Source organism: Streptomyces sp. NPDC043812 (genome assembly GCF_056436245.1).
This window is the reverse complement of sequence record NZ_JBWKCY010000003.1, coordinates 411,587-433,907: the sequence shown is the minus strand read 5'-3', so window position 1 is coordinate 433,907 and position 22,321 is coordinate 411,587. Positions and strand designations below refer to the sequence as shown.

Annotated in this window: 19 protein-coding genes, 2 tRNA genes and 1 pseudogene; 10 read left to right on the top strand and 12 right to left on the bottom strand. The window is 70.4% G+C overall.

Annotation, left to right across the window (positions count from 1 at the left end):
- Positions 1 to 37: 37 nt before the first annotated feature.
- A complete protein-coding gene (locus AC067Z_RS06920) occupies positions 38 to 817 on the bottom strand; it encodes an HAD-IIA family hydrolase (protein WP_478788399.1) in 780 nt (259 codons plus the stop codon).
- A gap of 210 nt (positions 818 to 1,027) precedes the next feature.
- Between AC067Z_RS06920 and AC067Z_RS06915 the strand changes: the two genes are divergently transcribed.
- The 3 genes from AC067Z_RS06915 (at position 1,028) to AC067Z_RS06905 (ending at position 3,425) form a co-directional block, all read left to right on the top strand.
- Positions 1,028 to 1,603 (top strand): hypothetical protein, encoded by a 576-nt coding sequence (locus AC067Z_RS06915; RefSeq protein WP_478788398.1) that lies wholly within the window; start codon positions 1,028 to 1,030, stop codon positions 1,601 to 1,603.
- 1 nt (position 1,604) lies between these two features.
- Entirely contained in the window at positions 1,605 to 2,264 is a 660-nt protein-coding gene (locus AC067Z_RS06910; protein ID WP_478788397.1) for a class F sortase, read from the top strand.
- A gap of 147 nt (positions 2,265 to 2,411) precedes the next feature.
- The gene (locus tag AC067Z_RS06905) at positions 2,412 to 3,425 is read left to right on the top strand and encodes a glycoside hydrolase family 6 protein (protein WP_478788396.1); all 1,014 of its coding nucleotides are present in this window, start codon (positions 2,412 to 2,414) and stop codon (positions 3,423 to 3,425) included.
- A gap of 74 nt (positions 3,426 to 3,499) precedes the next feature.
- Here AC067Z_RS06905 and glxA read toward each other — a convergent pair whose 3' ends face one another.
- The 3 genes from glxA to AC067Z_RS06890 form a co-directional block, all read right to left on the bottom strand.
- Positions 3,500 to 5,452, bottom strand: a complete 1,953-nt coding sequence (glxA, locus tag AC067Z_RS06900; RefSeq protein WP_478788395.1) for a radical copper oxidase GlxA — start codon at positions 5,450 to 5,452, stop codon at positions 3,500 to 3,502.
- A complete protein-coding gene (locus tag AC067Z_RS06895) occupies positions 5,449 to 7,416 on the bottom strand; it encodes a glycosyltransferase family 2 protein (RefSeq protein ID WP_478788394.1) in 1,968 nt (655 codons plus the stop codon). The genes glxA and AC067Z_RS06895 overlap by 4 nt, the downstream gene beginning before the upstream one ends.
- A gap of 454 nt (positions 7,417 to 7,870) precedes the next feature.
- Positions 7,871 to 7,944, bottom strand: a tRNA-Lys gene (locus AC067Z_RS06890).
- 201 nt (positions 7,945 to 8,145) lie between these two features.
- On the opposite strand from AC067Z_RS06890, the gene AC067Z_RS06885 reads away from it, so the two are divergent.
- From AC067Z_RS06885 to AC067Z_RS06860, 6 genes and pseudogenes are all read left to right on the top strand, one after another.
- Positions 8,146 to 9,480, top strand: a complete 1,335-nt coding sequence (locus AC067Z_RS06885) for a peptidoglycan-binding protein (protein ID WP_478788393.1) — start codon at positions 8,146 to 8,148, stop codon at positions 9,478 to 9,480.
- A gap of 60 nt (positions 9,481 to 9,540) precedes the next feature.
- Positions 9,541 to 10,767, top strand: a complete 1,227-nt coding sequence (locus tag AC067Z_RS06880; protein WP_478788392.1) for an SPFH domain-containing protein — start codon at positions 9,541 to 9,543, stop codon at positions 10,765 to 10,767.
- A 140-nt stretch (positions 10,768 to 10,907) separates the two neighbouring features.
- On the top strand, positions 10,908 to 11,495 hold the full coding sequence (locus tag AC067Z_RS06875; RefSeq protein WP_478788391.1) for a lytic polysaccharide monooxygenase auxiliary activity family 9 protein: 588 nt from the start codon (positions 10,908 to 10,910) through the stop codon (positions 11,493 to 11,495).
- 325 nt (positions 11,496 to 11,820) lie between these two features.
- On the top strand, positions 11,821 to 13,077 hold the full coding sequence (locus tag AC067Z_RS06870) for a sensor histidine kinase (protein WP_478788390.1): 1,257 nt from the start codon (positions 11,821 to 11,823) through the stop codon (positions 13,075 to 13,077).
- Positions 13,056 to 13,705: pseudogene (locus AC067Z_RS06865) on the top strand (response regulator). Before AC067Z_RS06870 ends, AC067Z_RS06865 begins: the two are co-directional and overlap by 22 nt.
- A 193-nt stretch (positions 13,706 to 13,898) precedes the next feature.
- Positions 13,899 to 14,381, top strand: coding sequence for a phospholipase (locus tag AC067Z_RS06860; RefSeq protein WP_478788389.1), 483 nt, complete (start codon positions 13,899 to 13,901; stop codon positions 14,379 to 14,381).
- A gap of 46 nt (positions 14,382 to 14,427) precedes the next feature.
- On the opposite strand, the gene AC067Z_RS06855 is transcribed toward AC067Z_RS06860, so the two are convergent.
- From AC067Z_RS06855 to ehuB, 6 genes are all read right to left on the bottom strand, one after another.
- Positions 14,428 to 14,501, bottom strand: a tRNA-Lys gene (locus AC067Z_RS06855).
- 160 nt (positions 14,502 to 14,661) lie between these two features.
- On the bottom strand, positions 14,662 to 15,420 hold the full coding sequence (locus AC067Z_RS06850) for an IclR family transcriptional regulator (RefSeq protein WP_478788388.1): 759 nt from the start codon (positions 15,418 to 15,420) through the stop codon (positions 14,662 to 14,664).
- A 167-nt stretch (positions 15,421 to 15,587) separates the two neighbouring features.
- Entirely contained in the window at positions 15,588 to 16,364 is a 777-nt protein-coding gene (gene ehuA / locus AC067Z_RS06845) for an ectoine/hydroxyectoine ABC transporter ATP-binding protein EhuA (protein WP_478788387.1), read from the bottom strand.
- A complete protein-coding gene (gene ehuD / locus AC067Z_RS06840; RefSeq protein ID WP_478788386.1) occupies positions 16,354 to 17,004 on the bottom strand; it encodes an ectoine/hydroxyectoine ABC transporter permease subunit EhuD in 651 nt (216 codons plus the stop codon). The genes ehuA and ehuD overlap by 11 nt, the downstream gene beginning before the upstream one ends.
- A complete protein-coding gene (gene ehuC / locus AC067Z_RS06835; protein ID WP_478788385.1) occupies positions 17,001 to 17,741 on the bottom strand; it encodes an ectoine/hydroxyectoine ABC transporter permease subunit EhuC in 741 nt (246 codons plus the stop codon). The genes ehuD and ehuC overlap by 4 nt, the downstream gene beginning before the upstream one ends.
- Positions 17,738 to 18,595, bottom strand: a complete 858-nt coding sequence (ehuB, locus tag AC067Z_RS06830) for an ectoine/hydroxyectoine ABC transporter substrate-binding protein EhuB (RefSeq protein ID WP_478788384.1) — start codon at positions 18,593 to 18,595, stop codon at positions 17,738 to 17,740. The genes ehuC and ehuB overlap by 4 nt, the downstream gene beginning before the upstream one ends.
- A 69-nt stretch (positions 18,596 to 18,664) precedes the next feature.
- Here ehuB and AC067Z_RS06825 point away from each other — a divergent pair, with 69 nt between their 5' ends.
- On the top strand, positions 18,665 to 19,159 hold the full coding sequence (locus AC067Z_RS06825) for a DUF3830 family protein (protein WP_478788383.1): 495 nt from the start codon (positions 18,665 to 18,667) through the stop codon (positions 19,157 to 19,159).
- Between the two features lie 777 nt (positions 19,160 to 19,936).
- Here AC067Z_RS06825 and AC067Z_RS06820 read toward each other — a convergent pair.
- On the bottom strand, positions 19,937 to 21,328 hold the full coding sequence (locus tag AC067Z_RS06820) for an amidase (protein WP_478788382.1): 1,392 nt from the start codon (positions 21,326 to 21,328) through the stop codon (positions 19,937 to 19,939).
- Positions 21,309 to 22,271 carry a D-2-hydroxyacid dehydrogenase gene (locus AC067Z_RS06815; RefSeq protein ID WP_478788381.1) on the bottom strand — a complete coding sequence of 321 codons (963 nt, stop codon included), beginning with the start codon at positions 22,269 to 22,271 and terminating at the stop codon, positions 21,309 to 21,311. The genes AC067Z_RS06820 and AC067Z_RS06815 overlap by 20 nt, the downstream gene beginning before the upstream one ends.
- Between the last annotated feature and the right edge of the window lie 50 nt (positions 22,272 to 22,321).

The window sequence follows — 22,321 nt, the reverse complement described above, 5'->3', positions numbered from 1 at the left end:
CGCCACAGTGCTGTCGCGGCGCCGCCGGCACGCCCCTTCAGACGAGGTCGACGAGGTCCGCGATCGAGTCGACGACCTCGGTCGGCCGGTACGGGTAGCGCTCGATGTCCTTGGCCGTGGTCAGCCCGGTGAGCACGAGGAACGTCTGCATACCTGCCTCCAGACCCGCGAGCACGTCCGTGTCCATCCGGTCACCGATCATGGCGGAGGTCTCGGAATGCGCTCCGATGCGGTTCAGCCCGGTCCGCATCATCAGCGGGTTCGGCTTGCCCACGAAGTACGGCTCCTTGCCCGTCGCCTTCGTGATCAGCGCGGCGACGGAGCCGGTTGCGGGAAGCGCGCCCTGGGGGGACGGGCCCGTGTTGTCCGGGTTGGTGGCGATGAACCGGGCGCCGTTGTCGATCAGCCGGATCGCTTTCGTCAGCGCCTCGAACGAGTAGGTCCGCGTTTCGCCCAGGATCACGAAGTCGGGTTCGAGGTCGGTCATCACATAGCCCACGTCGTGCAGCGCCGTGGTCAGGCCGGCCTCGCCGATGACATAGGCCGTTCCGCCGGGATGCTGGCTGTCCAGGAAACTGGCCGTCGCCAGGGCCGAGGTCCAGATGTTCTCCACCGGCACCTCGAGACCGATCCGGTTCAGCCGGGCGTGGAGATCGCGCGCCGTGTAGATCGAGTTGTTCGTGAGAACCAGGAACGGCTGGCCCGACTCGCGGAGCTTCTTGATGAACGCATCGGCTCCGGGGATGGGCACGCCCTCGTGCATGAGCACCCCGTCCATGTCCGTCAGCCACGAGGCGATGGGCTTGCGATCTGTCATGGGTGCGGGCTCCTGACGTACGCGGACTCGAGGAGTGACCATGCTATTCATTCGGCGCCACCAGGGCTCAGTCGTCTCGGAGCCCGGACCCGACGACAGCGCGGCGGCACCTGAGCGACCCGCATCCGGGCAGGTCAGCGGCCCGACCGTGCCCCAGCGGATGCGGAATCCGCCCGCGCACGTGAGTCTTGCCGTATCAGGAGGTTCACGATGCGTGCAGGTTCCATTGCTCTCCGTTCCGCAGGGGTGGCTGCCGTACTTGTCCTGGCCCCGGCCACGGCCGCTGTCGCCGACGACTCCGCGAGAGTGTCGCTCGATCCTTCCGTGACCACGGCCGGCGGCGACATCGCCGTCACGGTCACCGGCTGCGAGGCCGGCAGCGCCACCGCGACGTCCGATGCGTTCGTCACCGACGCCGAGCTGGCGGTCGGACGGGACGGCTCCCTGACCGGCGAGGCGCACACGAAGTCCGCGGCGGAGCCGGGCACGTACGACGTCCGCGTCGACTGCGCCGGCCACGACCGCCCCGCCTCCGCCCGTGTCCAGGTCGACGGTCCGCTGCCGGAGCCGTCCGAGCCGTCGGCGCGGACGCACGAGTCACCCGTCGCGCCCGTCCGCGCGGGCGGCGGCGGCACCGTCGCCATCGGTGCGCCCGTCGCCTCCGTCGACAACGAGGAGGCCGGGCCCAGCACCGCGCAGACCGTGGTCGGGCTGGTGCTGGCCGGTGTGGCCGCCGTCGTGGTCGCGGTCCGCAGTACGCGCCGCCGCCGCACGGGCTCCGACTGAGATGTCCGGCATACGCGCCCACCGGATCGGGCGAGCAGGCATCGGCGTCATCTGGGCGTTCCTCGTGCTCGTCCTGTGGCTGTGGGGCGGCAGCGCCCCCGGCGGCACCACGGGCAGCTCGGCGCTCACCACCGGCGACATGGCGGCCGTCGGCCGCCCGCCCGGTGTGCTGCTCCCCGCCGCACACTCACCGCTCGACGTCTCGGAACCGCGGCACATCGAGATGCCCTCTCTCGGGCTGGCCGCCCCCGTCGTGGTCCGCGGCCTCGACGACCGGGGCGCGATCGACCCGCCGCCGTACGCGTCACCGGACACGGTCGGCTGGTACGGGGGCGGTGCACGGCCGGGCGAGCGGGGTGCGGCCCTGTTCGTCGGTCATGTGGACACCGAGAAGCAGCCCGCGGTCTTCTACGGACTGAGTGCGGCCAGACCCGGCGAGAAGATCCGGGTCACAGGAGTGGACGGGGACGTCGCCGAGTTCACCGTCGACGACGTGCGGGTCTTCGGCCGGGAACGGTTCGACCCGCGGGACGTCTACGGTCCGCGCCTGGACGGCCGGGCCGAGCTGCGGTTGATCACCTGCGGCGGCACCTTCGACAGGACGACCGGCACCTACACCGCGAACGTCGTCGTCTCCGCGTATCTGACCGGCGTCCGGTGACCGCGGCGAGGGCCGCGTCACAGGATGCCCACGAAGACCTGACGGGCAGCGTGGGCCCCGCGGCGGGTGTGCCAGGATGGTTCGACCGGTCTTGTCCGGGGGAGTCCGGGGGGCCGGTTTCATGCATGGTGCACCAAGGGGGAGTGGATGTACGGCAGTTCGGTCGGTCGGCGTGTCCGGGCGGGTACGACTGCGATCGCGGCGGGGACGGTGCTGCTGCTCGCGGGCTGTTCCGGCGACGGTGACGCCGGCGCACAGCCGGCCGTGAGCCAGCAGCCCAAGGGCGACGACCCGTACTGGGTCAACCCCGACGGCAAGGCGGCCCGGCAGGTCTCCGCGTACCGCGACGGCGGCGACAGCAAGAACGCGGACCTGATCAGGAGGATCGCCGAGCAGCCGGTCGGCGAGTGGATCGGTCCGGACAACCCGGAGGCCGAGGCCAAGGGCTTCACGGAGGCGGCGGCGAAGGCGGACCGGGACGCCCTGCTGGTGCTCTACAACATCCCCCACCGCGACTGCGACCAGTTCTCCAGGGGCGGCGCGGCCGACGGCAACGCCTACCGCGCGTGGATCGACAACGTGGCCAAGGGCATCGGCGACCGGCGCGCGACGGTGATCCTGGAACCGGACGCGGTGCTGCACCTGGTGGACGGCTGCACGCCGGACGAGTACCACGAGGAGCGCTACGACCTGCTGAAGGGCGCGATCGAGCGGCTGAAGCAGCAGCCGTCGACCAAGGTCTACCTGGACGCGGGCAACGCGGGCTGGTCGCAGCCCGATTCACTGTTCGAGCCGCTGAAGTGGGCGGGCATCGAGAAGGCCGACGGCTTCTCGGTCAACGTCTCCAACTTCCAGACCACCGTGGCGAGCAAGGAGTTCGGACGCAAGCTCTCGGCGAAGGTCGGCGGCAAGCCCTTCGTGATCGACACCAGCCGCAACGGGAACGGCCCGTACACCGGGGGCGACCCGAAGGAGAACTGGTGCAATCCGCCGGGCCGGGCGCTCGGCGAGCCGCCGACGACGAAGACGGGTGACCCGCTGGTCGACGGCTATCTGTGGATCAAGCGCCCGGGCGAGTCGGACGGCGACTGCAAGGGCGGCCCGAAGGCCGGCGACTGGTACCCGCAGTACGCACTCGAACTGGCCCGCAACACCAAGTAGGACATGGCGAAGGGGTGTTCCCGTGACCGGGAACACCCCTTCGCCATGTCCGTGCCGGCGGGCACGACCGAGGGCTACGGCACCTCGACCCACACACCCTCGGACGGCGTGCCGTCCTCGTCCGTCACGAAGAGCATGTACCAGCCCGACGGCACCAGCGCCTGGTTCTTCGGCACCGTGACCTCGATGCCGTCCGCGGTCTTCTTCATGTCCAGCGCGATCGACCGCTGGTCGACGTCCGTCACATGCGTGACCGCGCTCGGCCGCATCAGCTTCGCGGTCTTCACACCCTTGGTGCTCCTGACCTCGAACGTTCCCTTGCCGCCGCGCGCGACCTTCTTCGGTCCGCCCGCGATCTCCGGCTTGGTGTCGCGGTAGAGGTAGGGCGGGGTGTAGATCTCGATGCGCTGCTCGAAGACACCCGGCTTGGTGTTGGCCGCGTCTTCGAACAGCGAGTCCGAGCCGAAGATCATGACGCGCCCGTCGGGCAGGAGCACCGAGCCCGAGTGGTAGTTGCGCCCCACCTGCGGATCGGCGACCCGCTTGTACGTCCCCGACACGGGGTCGTACGTACGGGCCTGGAGCACGTTGCTGCCGCCGCGGCCGCGGTAGTCCTCGGAGCCGCCGGTGACGAGTACGGAGTCGTCGGGCAGGAGCGAGGCGCTCGGGTAGCGGGTGCCCTTGTCGAGCGACGCGCCGTCCTTGAAACGGGGCCGGGACTCGTTGAGGTCGACCAGCCGGGACTTCTTGCTGGACTTCTCGGACTCGCCGACGCCCCCGCCCCCGATGACCATGAACTTCTGGTCCTGCGCGGGCGGCAGCATGACCGTCGCGGAGGTCTCCATCCGGTCCGGGTCCGACAGACCGGGGATCTTGCTGAACTTGTTGGTCTCCAGGTCCCAGACACCGGGGTCGCGGCCGACGTCGGCGGGTCCGTAGCCGGCGTTGGAACCGGAGTAGAAGAGCTTGCCGTTGTCCATCAGGAAGATCGCCGGGTAGGTGGGGAACTTCCTGATGATCCCGGTGTACTCCCAGGACTTGGTCTCGGGGTCGTAGATCTCGTCCTTGCCGGGGACGATCTGTCCGATCTCGTCGAGGCCGGACAGGGACAGGACCTTGCCGTCCTTCAGCGTGGTCAGCGTCGGGTACCAGCGGGCCTCGTTCATCGGGTCGACGGTGATGTACTTCTCCGCGACCGGGTCGAACTCGTAGGCCTCCTTGATGCCCTGGAAGTCCTTCTTGTCGAGGGCGAGCTTCTGGGCGATGCCGTAGACGTTGCGGGCGTCCGCGCCGCCGAGGCCCTGCACCCGGTAGTTGTCCTCGGTGCCCGTCTCGTACTGCTTGCCGGACTCCTCGGCCTCGACGTAGATCCGGCCGAGCCCGGGGTCGTTGCGCAGGAACTTGCCCGTGGCCGGGTCGAAGACCTTCTTGGCCTTCTCCACCAGGACGGGGTCCTTCGAGACGAACGTCTTGCCGTTCTCCTTGCCGGTGAACTTCGTACCGGCGGGCAGGGTCTTGGGCGCGTCCGGGTCCTCGTTGTGGACGATCATCAGGCCACCGGCCTTGGAGACGTCGCCCTGGAGCTTCTCGTAGCGCTTGGTGCCGCCCGCGACGAGCAGCTTTCCGTCGGGCAGCTGGGTGTGCCCGGCGCAGAACATGTCCTTGGGGGTGGGGATCATCTTGAAGGAGTTGTCCTTCGGGTCCCACAGCACGGACTCGAACTTCTTGGCGTCGAAGTTCTTCTGGTTGTTCCCGGAGCCGGCGATCAGCAGCACCTTGCCGGTGTGCAGGAGGGCGGCGTGGATCGAGTTGATCCGGTGGTCGGCCGGGACGTCGAGGAAGTCCCAGTGGCCGTTCGCCGCCTTGTACTCCGGCTTGTTGATCTTGTAGTCGTGGTACTGGTCGGAGCCGAAACGCCACATGGCGGGCCCGTTGAACCCGGCCACCACCGCGATGACCGCCGCGCCGATGGCTATGCGGCGGGCGCGGTTCCTGCGGTGGTTCTGCCGCGCGGGCATCGTGCTCATTTCTTACGTCCCCCAAGGGCGATCTGCATGGTCTGGTCGGTGACTGCGTCCGTGTCTGCCGGTGCGCCCGGCGCGGGGGCCGCGGAGCGGGGCCGCTGCTGCGGCACATGCGGGCCGGTGCCGCCGTCCCCCGGGGGCCGCTCGGCCCCCGCGTGCCGCCTGCGGCGCTTCTTCTTCTCGTCGCGGACCCCGTGCCGCCAGGCGAAGATGGGCGCCGCCGTGATCAGCAGGGCGAGACCGGCCCAGGTGATCATCGCCGGATGGTCGTGCCCGAACCAGAACGAGGAGGCGAGGGAGCCGCCGAAGACGGCGATGAAGAACAGATGGATGCGGAAGGTGCCGAAGAGGGTGTCCGGGCTGGACGAGTCGCCCTTGGGGGTCACCACGAACGAGCTCTTGCGGCGCAGTATGGCGTCCATCAGCGAGCGCGCGTAGATGGGCGCGGAGAGCGCGGACATCACCATGCCGGCCAGACCGCCCGAGCCCTCGGGCTCGTGCGGCGAGACGTTGTGCCGGCGGTTCCAGATGTAGAGGCCGATCTGCAGCGCCGAGGCGTTGCCGTAGAGCATCATCCAGATCGCCGGGTCGATCTGCACACCCGAGGCGCCCATGCCGAGGAACAACGCGCAGCTCAGCGCCGCGAGGATCCAGTTGAGCGCGGACATCGGGTAGAAGATGATCATCATCGTGTAGTTGAAGAGCTTGCCGAACGGCAGCGTGCCGAAGCCCTTCCAGTACTGCTTGAGGATCGTCTCGTACGTGCCCCGGGACCAGCGCAGCTGCTGGGTGAAGAAGTCGGTCCAGGCCGTGGGTCCCTCACCGACGGCGAGCACGTCGGGGGTGTAGACGGAGCGCCACTTGTTGCCGGTGGCCGGGTTCTTGGCGCGGTGCATCTCGAAGCCCGTCGCCATGTCCTCGGTGATCGAGTCGTACAGACCGCCGATCTGCTTGATCGCCCGGATGCGCACGGCGTTGGAGGTGCCGACGAACATCGGTGCGCCGTAGCGGTTGCCCGCGCGCTGGATCAGGGCGTGGAAGAGGAACTGCTGTGACTCGGCGGCCTTGGTGACGAACGTGTCGTAGTTGCCGTAGACCTGGGGGCCGATGACGAAGCCGACATCCGGGTCGCGGAAGTAGCCGAGCATCCGCTCCAGATAGTTGGGCAGCGGGACGTGGTCGGTGTCGACGGAGGCGAAGAAGTCGTAGTCGCCGCCGTGCGCCTCGAGCCAGGCGTTGTAGTTGCCGTGCTTGGTCTTCGCGCGGTGGGCGCCCTTGGCCTGGTTCCACTTCGCGATGCCCTTGCGGGAGAAGTGGTGGACGCCGAGGCGGGCGCAGACCTCCTTGACCGCGGGGTCGTCGCCCTCGTCGAGCAGCCAGACGTGCATCAGCCCCCGGTGGCGGATCCGCACGGCCGCCTCCAGGGTCTTCGTCACCATCTCCAGGGGCTCCTTGCCCGGGACGAAGGAGGTGAGGAAGGCGACGCGGGTGCCGGACTCGGGCACGACGGGGACGGGGTCGCGGGCGACGAGGGTGGCGTGCGCGTTGGAGAGGACGTTCATCGTCCGGAACAGCTCGATCAGGCCGATCGAGACCAGCATGACGATGTCGAGGACGAGGAGGGTGTCGTTCTTCAGGTTCGGGTCGCGCTCGGTCCAGTGCTGGGGCTGCATCAGCCACACGAACAGGCCGAGCGAGAGCAGGGGGGCGGCACCGAGGAGCAGCGCCGCGCGTATGCGGTGCGGCTCCTGCGAGAGCAGTGAGCGGTACTGGACCTTGTAGGGCCGGGTCGGGTCGGGCTGGGTGAGGGGTCCTGCGAGCCGGCTGTAGTGCTCGTAGTCGTACCGCGGCAGGGCCTTCTTGGGGCGCAGCCGCGCGCCGGCCGCGCGCAGATGGGCGGGCACCCTCAGCTGCGTGGTTCGCGACGAGTCGTCGCGTTGCCGGGCGCCGTCTGGCGTCGACGTCATGAGTCATCCCCCCGCGCGCAGCATCACTGCGCGCATGGTCGGTCGTGGTCGTCCGGGCCGCAGGGTCCCCTCGGCCGGCACCCCGGACATATCAGTTGCTGGCCACCGTCCTTGGAGACATGAAACGGTCACCTTTCGGTTGCATGATGCCGGTCGCGTGATGGACCCGTGAATGGGCCCCGGTCGGCGCTCCTGCACCAGGGGCGTCCCCTCCGTATCGCCCCCAAATACGCAAACCAGACGCCCGCTTGGGGCGTCTGCTTCAGGATAGGTTGTCCGAGCCCCGTCATGATCGCAAGGGTGAAACGGGACGTTAACCGGTCATACGAGCGAATTGTGAACCCTTGTGCATGGGTTGTCGGCCGTTGTTGATGTGGCCGAAAACGGTCGCCGGTGCGTAAGTCAGGGAACGACCGAGGCCCCCTCACCGCAGTGAGGGGGCCTCGGTTTCGCGTGCGCCGCCAGGGACTCGAACCCCGGACCCGCTGATTAAGAGTCAGCTGCTCTAACCAACTGAGCTAGCGGCGCCTGCTGACCTGGAGAACTCTACCGGACTCCGGAGGGTGCTCCGATCCGGGACCCGCCACCGGGCCGCCGCGCCCAAGGTTCGCGGGTCATCGTTTTTACCCTTTGATACGTCAAAATGCGTTTTGTCCGGACGGTTGGCACACTGGCGCCCGTGAAACACCGTCAGAAGATCTTGCCCAGTGCACAGCGGAGGGGACGCGCATGACGACCGTGCCGGTCTTCGAGGAGTACGAGCCCGCCCACGACTGCGACTGCGCCGGATGCGTGGCGCACCGCCGCTCGCTCGCCGCCGGGGCCCACCCGGCGGCGCACGGCTGCCGCCGGGCGCTGGTCCTGGCCACCGCCGCCGGTGTCGTGCTGGGCGGCGGGGGAGCGGGGACCGCGTCCGCCGCCGGACCGATCGCCGGACCGATCGCCGGACCGATCGCCGGACCGATCGCCGGACCGGCCGCCGGAGCCGGGGCCGCACGGGCCGCGTCGGTCTCCGACCCCGCGCCCGACACCGAGCAGGGCACCGCCGGACCCCTCCACGGGCCGTCCGGGAAACCGGCGACCGGGGCACCGCTGCGCGCGTCGACCCGCGCCGACATCATCGACCGCGCCAAGAAGTGGGTCACCGCCAAGGTGCCGTACAGCATGTCCAAGTACTGGTCCGACGGCTATCGGCAGGACTGCTCCGGCTATGTGTCGATGGCCTGGAACCTTGCGGGCAACGAGTGGACCGGCAGCCTGGCCAAGTTCGGCGACCGCATCAGCCGCGAGGACCTGCAGGCCGGAGACATCCTTCTCTTCCACAACCCCGCCGACCCCACCAAGGGCTCGCACGTCACGATCTTCGGCGGCTGGACCGACATCACCCACAGCCATTACGTCGCGTACGAGCAGACCAAGCCCCACACCCGCAGGCAGTCCACGCCCATGGCGTACTGGAACAACTCCGCGCACTACGTCGCGTACCGCTACAAGGGTGTCGTCAGTGCCGCGGCCGGCAGCGAGAACACCGCCGCTCCCTTTCCGGGGACCTCCGCCTTCGGTCCGGGCGCGAACAACAGGTCCGTCACCCGGCTCGGCGAGCTGCTGGTCGCACGCGGCGGCAAGCGCTTCTACGTCAAGGGGCCCGGACCGCGCTGGTCCGAGGCCGACCGGCGCGCCACCCGGACGTTCCAGATCGCCCAGGGCTGGCGCGGCGCGGATGCGGACGGGCTGCCCGGCCCCGAGACCTGGCGGCTGCTGGTGACCGCGAAGGGCAAGAACGTCCCGGTCGCGCCGACCGGCGGTTCCACCGCCCAGCCGCCCGCCTTCCCCGGGCACGGGCACTTCCGCCCCGGCAGGTCCGGCGCCCACGTCACCCAGCTCGGCAATCAGCTGGTGAAGCGCGGCTACGGCAAGCACTACACGACGGGCCCCTCACCGCGGTGGGGCGAGGCGGACCGGCGCAACGTCCAGGCGTTCCAGCGGGCGCAGGGCTGGAGCGGCAGCGCGGCCGACGGCTACCCGGGTCCCCGGACCTGGCGGCTGCTCTTCGCGCCGCGCTGACCGACAACACCTGGCAGTCACAAGGCAACCGACCACGAACAGAGCGAAAGCCGAGGCGGCATGAACACCACGATGTCGGACCCGGACGACGGCATGCCGTCCGACGGCCCGCGGCGGAATCCGGTCATCGCGAGCGAGACGACGGCCGAGATCCCGGTACATCTGCTCTTCCGTGACGACAGCGGGCCGCCGATGCTGCCCCCCGGGCTGCGGCCCGCGATCATCTCCCGGCGGCGGGGCACGGGCGAACAGCCGAAGATCGACCCGTCGGCCCCGCCGCCGTGGGCCGCACCCGGCGGCCGGTCCCGGCAGCCGAAGCCCGCCGGGGCGCTCCCCCGGCCCGCCCCGCCCGTCGACCCGGCGCTCGTCGAACGGCCCGGTCCCGTGCTGCCCGGCTGGATCGGGCTCGTCGCCGGCTCCTGCTCGCTCGCCGGGATCGGTGCGTTGCTGTGGGGCACCGGTGCGGTGCCGGACCTGGTCGGGAGGGTGTTCGGCGTGACACCTCCCCCGTTCCGGGGCATCGGCATCGGGCTGTGGTGCCTGCTCGCGTTCGGGGTGCTGCTGGCTCTCTTCGGGCTCGGCGGTCTCGGCCGCGGCCGCGTCGGGCATGCCTGGGTCCTCACCCTCTGCGGCGACTACCGGGGCAGCGTGCGGCGTACGGGGTTGGTGTGGGTGAGCCCGCTGGTGCTGCGCCGCCGTGTGGACGTACGGCTGCGGCACTGGCGCAGCGAGCCGATGGAGGTGTTCGATGCCGACGGCACCGCGCTGCGCGTGGTGGTGCTCGTTGTGTGGCGGGTCAAGGACACGGCGCGTGCCGTGCTCGGCATCGCGGACCACGAGACGTATCTGGCCCGGCAGGTCGAGTCGGCGACGGCGCGGGTGCTCTCGCAGCTGCCGGCCGACGGCCCCTCCGCCTTCGACGCCGAGATCTCCCTCGGCGACGGGGGTCCGACGCTGCGCAACGCGGAGTCCGTCGGTGACACGCTGATGAAGACGCTCGCGGCGGAGTGCGCGCCCGCGGGTATCGAGATCTTCACCGCTCAGCCGACGTCGCTCGACTACGCGCCCGGGGTGGCCGAGGCCATCCAGCGCCGGCGGATCGCGGCGATCGACGCCCGGCACCGCGACAGTGTGCTCACCTGTGTGGTCGACGCTGTGGAAGACGCGGTGGGCCGGCTGACCGAGCGGGGACTCGTCGACCCGGACGACTACGAGCGCAAGGTGCTGGTGAAGGACCTCACCATCGCCTTCTACACGGGCCGAGCCGGGGCCGTGGAGGCTTCGTGAGGGCCAAGAGCCGGTCAACAATTGGTCTGGACATGGTGAACGCCCGTCAATACATTGGAACTTGGTCTAGACCGCAGTAGGCAGTATCGCACGCGTGCAGCACGTCCCGAGAACACCCCCACGTTCTTCCTGGAGCCAGCATGCGAAAGAAGATAGGTGCGGCCGTGGTGGGCCTCGCCGTGACGGGCGCGACATTGCTCGCCACCGGCAGCGCCAGCAGCCACGGCTACACCGAGTCGCCCATCAGCCGCCAGAAGCTCTGCGCCAACAAGACGGTGAGCAACTGCGGCCAGATCCAGTGGGAACCGCAGAGCGTCGAGGGCCCCAAGGGCTTCCCGGCCGCGGGTCCCGCCGACGGCAGGATCTGTTCCGCCGGCCTCGGCCAGTTCGCCGAGCTCGACGATCCCCGCGGCGGAGCCTGGCCGACCACCAAGGTCAGCTCGGGCCAGAACTACACCTTCAGCTGGCGGTTCACCGCCCGCCACCGCACCACCGACTTCAAGTACTTCATCACCAAGAGCGGCTGGAACCCCAACCAGCCCCTGACCCGCGCTGCCCTGGAGTCGCAGCCGTTCCTGACCGTCCCCTACGGCGGCAACCAGCCGCCCGAGACGCTGTCCCACTCCGGCAACCTGCCCCAGAGGTCGGGCCGCCATCTGATCCTGGCGGTGTGGACCGTCCACGACACGGCCAACGCGTTCTACGCCTGCTCCGACGTGCAGTTCTGACAGGCAGTCCGGCCGGGCGTCCGTGACACCGGAGCGTCCGGCCGGCGGAACCAGGTCGCCGCGCACACGCCATCCCCTACCCGACGGCCCCCAACCGCCGCCGGGGCAACGGCGCGTGCCGCGGTCGCCGGAGCCGACCACTCCCGGGCCCCCGCCGGACCGGGCGGTGGTCGGCTCCGTCGGCGCCACCTCCGGGGAGGTCTCCCTTCCGGATCACGCCGCAGCAGACGGACGTGCGGGGCGAGCCACGGTAGGGCCGGCCCTACCCCCCGGCCACCCCCTGGGCCCCTCGCCCGCCCCGGGCACCGCCGCATAGCGTGACGGCATGGACGCCCCGCGAAATCCCTGGCAGGCCCTCACCCGGCGGGACTTCCTGCGGACGCGATGGCCCTGGCGGGCGGTCGCGTATCTGGCGAGCAGCGCCGTCACCGGAGTTGTCGCCCTCGTCGGGCTGCTCGTGCTCGGCGCCTTCTCGCTCGTCCTCGTCGGGCTGCCGCTGCTCGTCCTCGGCGGCATCGCGCTCGCCGCCGCCGAGCGGCGCAGGCTCCGGCTCGTCGAACCCGGGCCGGCGCCCGCACCGCACCGCACCCCCGAAGCCCCCGGCCTCTCGGCATGGCTGCGGGTGCGGTTCGCGGAGCAGTCGACCTGGCGGGAGTTCGCGTACGGGCTGCTGCACGCGCTCGTGCTGTGGCCGCTCGACCTGGCGGCCGTCGCCGTCGCGATCGGGCTGCCCGCCGGGCTGATGGCCGTGCCCGTCCAGCTGGCGCTGGACGGCGAGGAGGCCCGCGTGGTGAAGACGGTCCTGGTCACCACCTGTCCGCAGGCGTTCGCCGCCGCGGCACTCGGCCTGCTCCTCCTGCCCGCGCTGCTGTATCCGCTCACCGCACTGGCCGGGGCGCGCGCCCAGCTCACGCGTCTGCTGCTCGCGCCGCGCGAGCGTGAACTGCGGGACCGGTTGGCCGAGGTGACCCGTTCCCGGGCTCGGCTCGTCACCGCCTTCGAGGCCGAACGGCGGCGCATAGAACGGGATTTGCACGACGGTGCCCAGCAGCGGCTCGTCGCACTCACGATGACCCTCGGGCTGGCCCGGCTGGACGCCCCGGACGGACCGCTCGCCGACCGTCTCGCCGCGGCGCACGACGAGGCGGGCCGGGTCCTGACCGAACTGCGCGAACTGATCCACGGCATCCACCCCCAGGTCCTCGTGGACTACGGCCTGGGCGCGGCGATCGAGGACGCCGCGGACCGCTCGGCCGTGCCCGTGGGCACCGACATCGCACTGCCCCGGCTCGACCGGTCGGTCGAGACCGCTGCGTACTTCGCCGTCTGCGAGGCGCTCGCCAACGTCGCCAAGCACAGCGGTGCGCGACAGGCACGTGTCATCGCCCGGCACACGGGTGCGCGGCTCACTGTCGAGATCGGCGACGACGGACGCGGCGGTGCCGACCCTGCGCACGGCTCCGGGCTGACCGGGCTCGGCGACCGGCTCGCCGTCCTCGATGGCACACTGACGGTCGACAGCCCGACGGGCGGGCCGACCCTGCTGCGAGTGGAGATCCCGTGCCGAGCGCTCTGCGGGTAGTCCTGGCCGAGGACAGTGTGCTGCTGCGCGAGGGGCTGATCGGCCTGATCACCCGTTTCGGCCACGAGGTCGTCGCCGCGGTGGGCGACGCCGCCGCACTGCGCGACGCGGTCACCGATCACGCCCCGGACATCGTCGTCACCGACGTCAGGATGCCGCCGGGCTTCCACGACGAGGGGCTGCGCGCCGCGGTCGAACTGCGCGCCGGGCAGCCCTCGTTGCCGGTGCTGGTGCTCAGCCAGTACGTGCAGCGGGAGTACGCCGCCGAACTTCTCGACAGCGGCGACGGGTCGGGCGTCGGTTATCTGCTCAAGGACCGGGTGGGCCAGGTGGAGGAGTTCGTCTCGGCCCTCACGAGGGTCGCCGCCGGCGGCACGGTCGTCGACCCCGAGGTCGTACGGCAGCTGCTGCGCAGGCGCCGTGATCCGCTCGCCGCGCTCACCCCGCGCGAACGGGAGGTGCTCGCTCTGGTCGCGGAGGGCAGGTCGAACGCCGCGATCGCCCGGGAGCTCGTGGTCACCGAGGCCGCCGTCGGCAAGCACATCGGCAACATCCTCGCCAAGCTGGATCTGCCCCCGCCGAGGACACCCACCGCCGCGTGCTCGCGGTGCTCGCCTTCCTCCGCTGAGCCTGCCCCCGCCGCAACGTCCCCGGTGGCAACGGGCGTCACTGCCGTGTCAGGGTGCCGTCCGGTCGGGCAAAGTTCACTCTCCGATCGGCGCGCGAATGCTGTGCAGGACGCGCGTCGAGCGGGACTCTGGAGCTGCCGTGGCCAGGCCACGTGCGTGCACCAACTCCCGCTCGCCGCCCGGAGGTTCTGCATGCGTCGCCGACTTGCCCTCCCCCTCGCCGCAGCCGCTCTCGCACTGCCCGCCGTGCTCGTCACGGCGGGCACCGCGGCGGCCGCCCCCGCCGACAAGCCCCAGGTCCTCAGCTCCTGGACGCAGACCAGCGCATCCAGCTACAACGCCTGGGCCGCGGCCCGGGCGAACCAGGGCGCCTGGAGCGCCTACGGCTTCGACTGGTCCACGGACTACTGCTCCTCCTCGCCGGACAACCCGTTCGGCTTTCCTTTCAAGATGTCATGCGCGCGTCATGACTTCGGCTATCGGAACTACAAGGCGGCCGGCACGTTCGGTGCGAACAAGGCGCGCCTGGACTCGGCGTTCTACGAGGATCTGAAGCGGGTGTGCGCCGGGTACTCGGGCGCCACGCGCACCTCGTGCAACTCGACGGCCTGGACGTACTACCAGGCGGTCTCCGTCTTCGGGGTGTCCGCCCCGACCGAGGAGCCCGCGGTCTGAGCACGGCAAAGGCCCCTCACCGAGGTGAGGGGCCTTGTGCTGTCTGTGCGCCGCCAGGGACTCGAACCCCGGACCCGCTGATTAAGAGTCAGCTGCTCTAACCAACTGAGCTAGCGGCGCCTGCTGACCCGTAAATAGTACCTGGTCCGAGGGGGTGCTCCGGACCACCCCGGCCGCCGCCCCGGGCGACGCCGGTCGGCATGGCTGGACCATGCCTCCCCCACGCCCTGCGGGCGTGGGGGAGGCACATGCCGATCCGGCCTGATCTGAACGGAAGACCCTAGATCGCCAGCGACAGCACCACCGGTGCGGCCCTGCGGTTCAGCGTGTCCGCCGCCGCGCGCAGCCGGTGCGCGTGCTCGATCGGCAGCGACAGCGCCAGGCAGCCCACGGACGAGCCCGCCGTCAGCGGAACCGCGGCGCAGACCGTGCCCACCGCGTACTCCTGGAGGTCGAGGACGGGGACCGTCGGCGGCTGGGCGTCCAGCTTGGAGAACAGCAGCTGCTCGCTGGTGATCGTCCGCGAGGTGAGCCGGGCGATCTTGTGGCGCGAGAGATGGTCGCGGCGGCCGTTCACGTCGAGCTGGGTGAGCAGGCACTTGCCGACCGCGCTGGCGTGGGCGGCCGAGCGGAAGTCCACCCACTCGTTCACCTTCGGCGTGCGCGGCCCGTCGGCGAACTGGGTGATCTTGACCTCGCCGTCGATGTAGCGACTGATGTAGACGGCCGCGCCCACCGAGTCGCGGAGCTCCGTCAGGGTGTCCTGGAGTTTCGCCTCCAGGGCCTCCTTGCGGGTGGCGCCCGAGCCGAGCAGGACGAGTGAGTCACCGATGACATAAGCACCGTCGGCGACCTGCTCCACGTAACCCTCGCGGCGGAGCATGGCAAGCATGGGAGCGAGATGGCCCGTCGGCAGGCCGGTCTCGCGTGCGATCTGGACGTCGGTGACCCCGCCACCGTGCTTGGAGACCGTCTCCAGGACACGCAAGACGTATCGCACCGAGTGGAACGGCGCGGTCGGCTCGGGCTTCAGCGCCACGGTTTCCCCCTAGCAGGTTGTGACCGCAAGCTTCCGTACCACGATAGCGGCCAAGACCCGTTTCAGGGGCGGCTGTTGGCGGAAATGATGCGGCGCCCCAGCGTCATACGCTGGGGCGCCTGACCTTGGCATATGCCAGGGTCACACCTACTCGATGGAGTGAATGGTCAGAGCACCGCACTGAGAAACTCGCGAGTACGTTCGTGCTCAGGATCCGAGAAGATTTTTTCCGGCGGACCCGATTCGATGACCTTGCCGGAATCGAACATCAGCACATCATCGGAGATGTCCCGCGCGAAGCTCATCTCGTGCGTGACGCACACCATCGTGATGTCCGTGGTGCGCGCGATGTCGCGCAGCAGATCCAGCACGCCGGCCACCAGCTCCGGGTCGAGTGCCGAGGTCACCTCGTCGAGCAGCAGCACCTGCGGCCGCATCGCCAGCGCGCGGGCGATCGCCACCCGCTGCTGCTGGCCGCCGGAGAGCTGCGTCGGCTTCGCGTCCGCCCTGTCGCCGAGGCCCACCATGTCCAGCAGCTCCCTGGCCCGGGCATCCGCCTCGTCCTTGGACAGGCCGAGCACCCGCACCGGCGCCTCGGTGATGTTGCGCAGCACGGTCATGTTGGGGAACAGGTTGAACTGCTGGAAGACCATGCCGATCTTCTTGCGCGCCTCGCGGCGCTCCTTCTCGGCGGCCGGGAACAGCTTGTTCCCGCCAACCGTGATCGTGCCCTCCTCCGGGCTCTCCAGCGTCATCAGCAGCCGCAGGATCGTCGTCTTGCCGGAGCCGGACGGCCCGATGAGGGTCACGTGCTTACCGGAATTCACCGAGAAGCACAGGTCGTCGAGGACCGTGTTGTCGCCGAATCTCTTGGTGACGTTGTCGAACCGGATCAGCTCGTCGGCGGCGTCACGGGGGGTCGGGGTCGTGGTGTCAGCTGACAAGGCGGCGCTCCAGGGCTCGTACGAGAAGAGAAGCCGGATAGGCGATGAGGATGAAGGCGATGCCCACCACGGTCAGCGGCTCGGTGTACTGGAAGGTCTGCGCGCCCTCCAGCCGCGACTGGTTGAGCATCTCCAGCACGCCGATCGCGAGCAGGATCGGGGTGTCCTTCAGCATCGCGATGACGTAGTTGCCGAGTGCGGGCGTGATCCGGCGGATCGCCTGCGGCAGGATGACCGCGGTCCAGGTGCGGTGGACGGGCAGGCTCAGGGCCGTCGCCGCCTCCCACTGGCCGGGCGGCACGGCTTCGATGCCGGCCCGGTAGACCTGCGCGGTGTACGTCGAGTAGTGCAGTCCGATCGCGATCGTGCCGGTGGTCAGGGCGGAGAACTGCACCCCCCACTCCGGCAGCACGAAGTACAGGAAGAACAACTGCACCAGCAGCGGAGTGGTGCGGACGAACTCGGTGAAGAGGTTCACCGGCCACCGGATGAACCGGGTCGGCGCCCGGAAGGCGATCGCCCAGACCAGGCCGAGCGTGAACGAGATCAACGAGCCGAGCACCAGCACCTGCAGCGTGACCAGCACGCCGTCCCAGAAGCGCGGCATGAAGTCCGCGACCGCGGACCAGTCCCATGTCACTTCGACACACCCCCCGTGACCTGACTGCCGGCCACGTTCGCCGCGGCGCGCTTGGCGAACATGCCGCCGAGTACACCGGGCTCGGGCTCGATGCCGATGTTGCGCTTCGTCCTGCGCTCCAGGCCCTTCATCGAGCGCGTCAGGACGAAGGCGAGGACGAAGTAGATCACCAGGCTGATGCCGTAGATCTGCGCGCTCTCCTGGGTCGCCAAGCGCACCAGGTACGCGGCGAAGGAGACGTCACCGACGCCGAGCAGCGACACCAGGGCCGTGCCCTTGAGCAGCTCGATCAGCAGGTTGCAGAACGGCGGCACCATCTCGGGCACCGCCTGCGGCAGCAGGATCAGCCGCATCCGCTGCCAGGGGGTGAGGCTGAGCGCGATACCCGCCTCGCGCTGCGCCGGGGCCACGGCGTTCAGCGCACCGCGCACGATCTCGGCGCCGTACGCGCCGTAGGACAGACCGAGCGCGAGGACCGCGGCCCACATGGGAACCAACTGCCAGCCCAGCAGCGGTGGCACCACGAAGAACAGCCAGAACATCAGCACCAACGCTGAGGTCCCGCGGAAGATCTCGGTGTAGAAGCCCGCCAGGAAGCGGACGAAGCGCGAATGATGGGTGCGGGCAATACCGATGCCGAAGGCGACGACGGCGGCCAGCACCGCGCTGTAGACCAGCAGTTGAATGGTGATCCAGATGCCCGGGAGTACCCAGTTCTGCCAGAGTCCGGCTGTCATTTCTTGCACAGCTCCTTGGCAGTAAGGGTGGTCATCTCGCTCTCCGTGAAGCCGAAGGGCTTCAGGATGCGGAACAACTCGCCGCTCTTCTTCATCTTGTGGATCTCGACGTTGAACGCGTCACGCAGTTCGGTGTCGGTGGGGCGGAAGGCGAAACCGCCGCCGTCGATCTGCTTCTTGCCCTCGACCACCGCCGCGAACGGCTCGGTCGCCTCGGCCTTCGCGCTCTTCCTCACCACCTCGCGGGTGGTCAGCGCCGTGCCCGCGAAGACGTCGACCCGCCCGGACTCGACGGCGTTCAGACCCGCCACCTGGTCCTGGAGAATCACGATCTCCTTCTCGGGGATGCCCGCGGCCACCGCGTAGCCGATCTCGGCGTAGCCCGTGCCCGTCGCCATCTTCGCCTTGGCCCGTACGACGTCCTCGTAGGTGCGCAGGTTCTTCGGATTGCCCTTGCGCACGATGAACGAGTCGAGCATCTGGTACTCGGGGTCCGAGAAGATGACCTGCGCGCACCGCTCCTTGTTGATGTACATCCCGGCCGAGACCACGTCGAACTGCTGCGAGTTCAGCCCGGGGATGAGGGAGGCGAAGTCCGTGGCGACCGGCTGCACCGATGCGACGCCCAGTCGCTGGAATATGACCCGGGCCAGCTCGGGCGCCTCGCCCGTGAACTCGCCCCGGTCGTCGACATAGCCGTACGGCACCTCCCCGGCGATACCGAGGCGCACCGTGCCCTGGGACTTCAGCCGGGCCAGTGCGTCACCGGACGGCACCCTGCTGCAGCCCGCGGCCCCGGCGACGGTGAGCGCGCCGGCGGCCGCGGTACCGAGCAACACAGTGCGTCTGCTCATCGATCCTGGTTGTCTAGTACGAGCCATGGCCGCGCGGCTACCCGGGACTCTCCGGGGTATGCGTAGGCAATGGCCGACCGATACCTGACCGTGTCCCTCGACAAGCGCGGCGCCCGGTGCACCGCCCGGCTGCTGACCGACAAGGCGCCTTTGACCTGCGCGGCAGTGTGGGAAGCACTCCCGCTGTCGGGCGACGTGTACCACGCGAAGTACGCGCGCAACGAGATCTACGCCCTGTTCCCGGCGTTCGCGCCGGAAGAACCGCCGCTGGAGAATCCGACGGTGACCCCCATCCCGGGCGACCTGTGCTACTTCACGTTCACGGACGTGCAGCTGGGCACGGCGTCGTACGGCTACGAACGCCGGGCGCCGATCCGCCCGGTGACCGTGGACCTCGCGCTGTTCTACGAACGGAACAACCTCCTGATCAACGGCGACGCGGGATGGGTGCCGGGGATCGTGTGGGGGACCGTGGTGGAGGGCCTGGACGAGATGGCCGCGGCCTGCCAGGACCTGTGGCGCGCGGGTGCGGTGGGGGAGACGCTGAGCTTCCGGCGGGCGTGACGTCCCCCTCCCCGCCCTCTCCCGAAACCGGGGCAAGCCCCGGACCCGCAACGGGGCTCCGCCCCGGCCCGGCAGCGCTGCGCGCGGTGTCGTCAATCTCCGCCCACGGCCTGACGGCCGTGGGCGGGGGTATCCCCGGACGGATCTTGGGGGTGCACCCACCCCGAACCCGCGCTCGGCCGGGGCCCGCACCGCGCTAGGTGCCGGGCAATCTTCCGTCACGGCCCGGCGGCCGTGGCGGGGGTATCCCCGGATGGATCTGGAGTGCCCCCCAAACCGCGCTGCGCCCGGGCCTGCACCGCGCTCCGCCCCGGCCGGGCTCCGCGCTGCGTGCGGTGTCGTCAATCTCCGCCCACGGCTTGGCGGCCGTGGGCGGGGGTGCCCCTGGACGGATCTGGGGGAGTGCCCCACCCGAAACCGCGTTCGGCCCGCGCTCGGCCCGGGCCCGCGCCGCGCTCCGTCCAGACCCGCAACCAGGCTCCGCCCGGCCCGGTAACCAGGCTCCACCCGGGCCAGAAACAGGGCTCCGCCTTGGCCCGGCGGCGCGCTGGGCGCGGTGTCGTCAATCTCCGCCTACGGCCTTGGCGGCCGTGGGAGCGGGTGCCCCCGGGCGGGCTGATTTCGCTCCGCGAAAACGCAGCCCCGCCGGCGATTGAGGCGCGGGGGCCCGGGGGCGGAGCCCCCGAGACACCGCGCGAAGCGCGGTACGGGGTCCGGGGCTTGCACCGGTTTCGGGAAAGGGGCGGGGAGGGGAACAGCCCGCCGCCGGCGCCCCCGCTAGCCCTCGCGCCCCGTCACGCCCGCCTCGTACAGCGCGTGCGCCGCCCGCAGTACCAGCGCGTCGCCGTGCCGCGGGCCGATCAGCTGCACCCCGATCGGCAGCCCGTCGCCGTCCACCCCGCACGGCACCGTCGCCGCCGGCTGCTGCGTCATGTTGAACGGGTACGTGAACGGGGTCCACCCCGTCCACCGGTGGTGGCCCGAGCCCGCCGGGACCTCCGCGCCCGCCTCGAAGGCGGTGATCGGCATCGTCGGCGTCACCAGCAGGTCGTACGTCGTGTGGAAGCGTGCCATCCGCCTGCCCAGATCCATCCGGACGTCGACCGCCGCCAGGTATTCCATCGCGCTGAAGCGGGCGCCGGCCGCGACGACCTCCCGCAGGCCCGGATCCAGCAGCTCCCGCTGGTGCGGGCTCAGATGCTGCACCAGCCGTGCCGCGCCCGCGAACCACAGCGTGTGGAAGGCGTCGACCGGGTCGGTGAGGTCGGGGTCGGTCTCCTCGATGTAGGCGCCGCTCCCGGCGAGCGCGCCGACCGCACGCCGCACCGCCGCGGCGACCGCGGGGTCGACCGCGACCTGCCCGCCGAGGGAGGGGGAGTACGCGATCCGCAGGCCCTTCACGCCCTCCTCCAGACCGCCCCGCACCTGGCGCGCCGGCCCCAGGTGCGACCAGTCCCGCCAGTCCTCGCCGCTCATCACGTCGAGCATCAGCGCCGCGTCGGCCGCGTCCCTCGTCATCGGCCCCGCGTGCGACAGCGTCCCGAAGGGGCTCGACGGGTACATCGGCACCCGCCCGTACGTCGGCTTCAGCGCGAAGATCCCGCAGAACGACGCGGGGATGCGGACCGATCCGCCGCCGTCGGTACCGATCGACAGCGCCCCGGCGCCCAGCGCCACGGCCGCCGCGCTGCCGCCGCTCGACCCTCCGCTCGTCCGTGACGGGTCGTGGGGATTGCGCGTCACCCCCTGCAGCGGCGAGTCCGTGACGCCCTTCCAGCCGAACTCGGGCGTCGTCGTCCGGCCGAGGAAGACCGCGCCGTGTTCGCGCAGCCGCGCGACCGACGGAGCGTCCTCGGTCCATGCACCCTCCGCACGGACGGTCCGGGAGCCGCGAAGCGTGGGGACGCCGCGCTGCAGCAGGAGGTCCTTGACCGTGACGGGCACCCCGTCGAGGAGCCCCTGCGGCTCCCCGCGGTGCCATCGCCCGGCCGAGGCCTCCGCCTCGGCGAGCGCCGAGGCGGAGTCGATCCGGACGAAGGCGTTGACGAGCGCCTGCGCGCTCTCGGCCCGGTCCAGCGCCTCGCGGGTCGCGTCGACGGGGGAGAAGTCGCCCTGTGCGTAGCCGGCCAGCAATTGACGTGCGGTGAGGTCAGTCAGGCGAGTGGTCATGCATGGGGACGTACCCACGTTTCTTGTCGACAACGTTCGGCAGCGGCTTTCCGGCCGCCCACAGTTCGTACATGCCGACGAACTGTTCGCCCAGTCGGTCCCGCCAGCCGACCGTGTCACCGCTCATGTGCGGCGAGACGATCAGGCCGGGCACGTCCCACAGCTCGCTGTCCGGCGTGAGCGGCTCGTGCTCGAAGACGTCGAGGGCCGCGCCCGCGAGCCACCGGTTGCGCAGTGCGTCGACCAGTTCGGCCTCCACGACCAGTTGTCCCCGGCCGATGTTGATGAACCGTGCCGACGGCTGCATCAGTCCGAAGCGGCGCATGTCGAACATCGCGCGGGTCGCGTCCGTCAGCGGCGCCGCGCACACCACCCAGTCGGCGCGGGCGAGCAGCCGGTCGAGGTCCTCTTCGCCGTGGATGCCGGGCCGGGCACTGCGGCCGACGACCGCCGTCGTGATTCCGAGCGCGTGCAGCGTGCCGGCGACGGCGCGGCCGATGGGCCCGGCGCCGACCACGACCGCGCGGGTGCCGGCCACGGACAGCGCTTCGCGATGCCGCCACTGGTGCTGTCGCTGCAGCTCCAGGGTCGCGGGCAGGTCCTTCGCCATGGCGAGCACGAGACCTGCGACGTATTCGGCGATCGGCTGTTCGAAGATGCCGCGGGCGTTGGTGACGACCGTGTCGGATTCGGCCAGTTCCGGGCAGAGCAGCCGGTCCACCCCGGCGCTCGGGGTGTGCACCCAACGCGGTCTCGGGCCCTCGCCGGGCCAGGCGCGGCGGACCGCGTCGGAGGTGAAGTCCCAGGCCAACAGGACATCTGCGTAAGGCAGTTGTACTCCGAGGGAGTCCTCGTCGGCGTACGTGACGTGGACCCGTCCGGTGAGGCTGCCGAGTCGCGGCGGGGGGTCCGCCGCCAGCACGAGAAGAGTGGGTTCGGACATCAGGCGGGAACCATTTCGAAACGTCTGACATGTATGGATTGACCCACGCT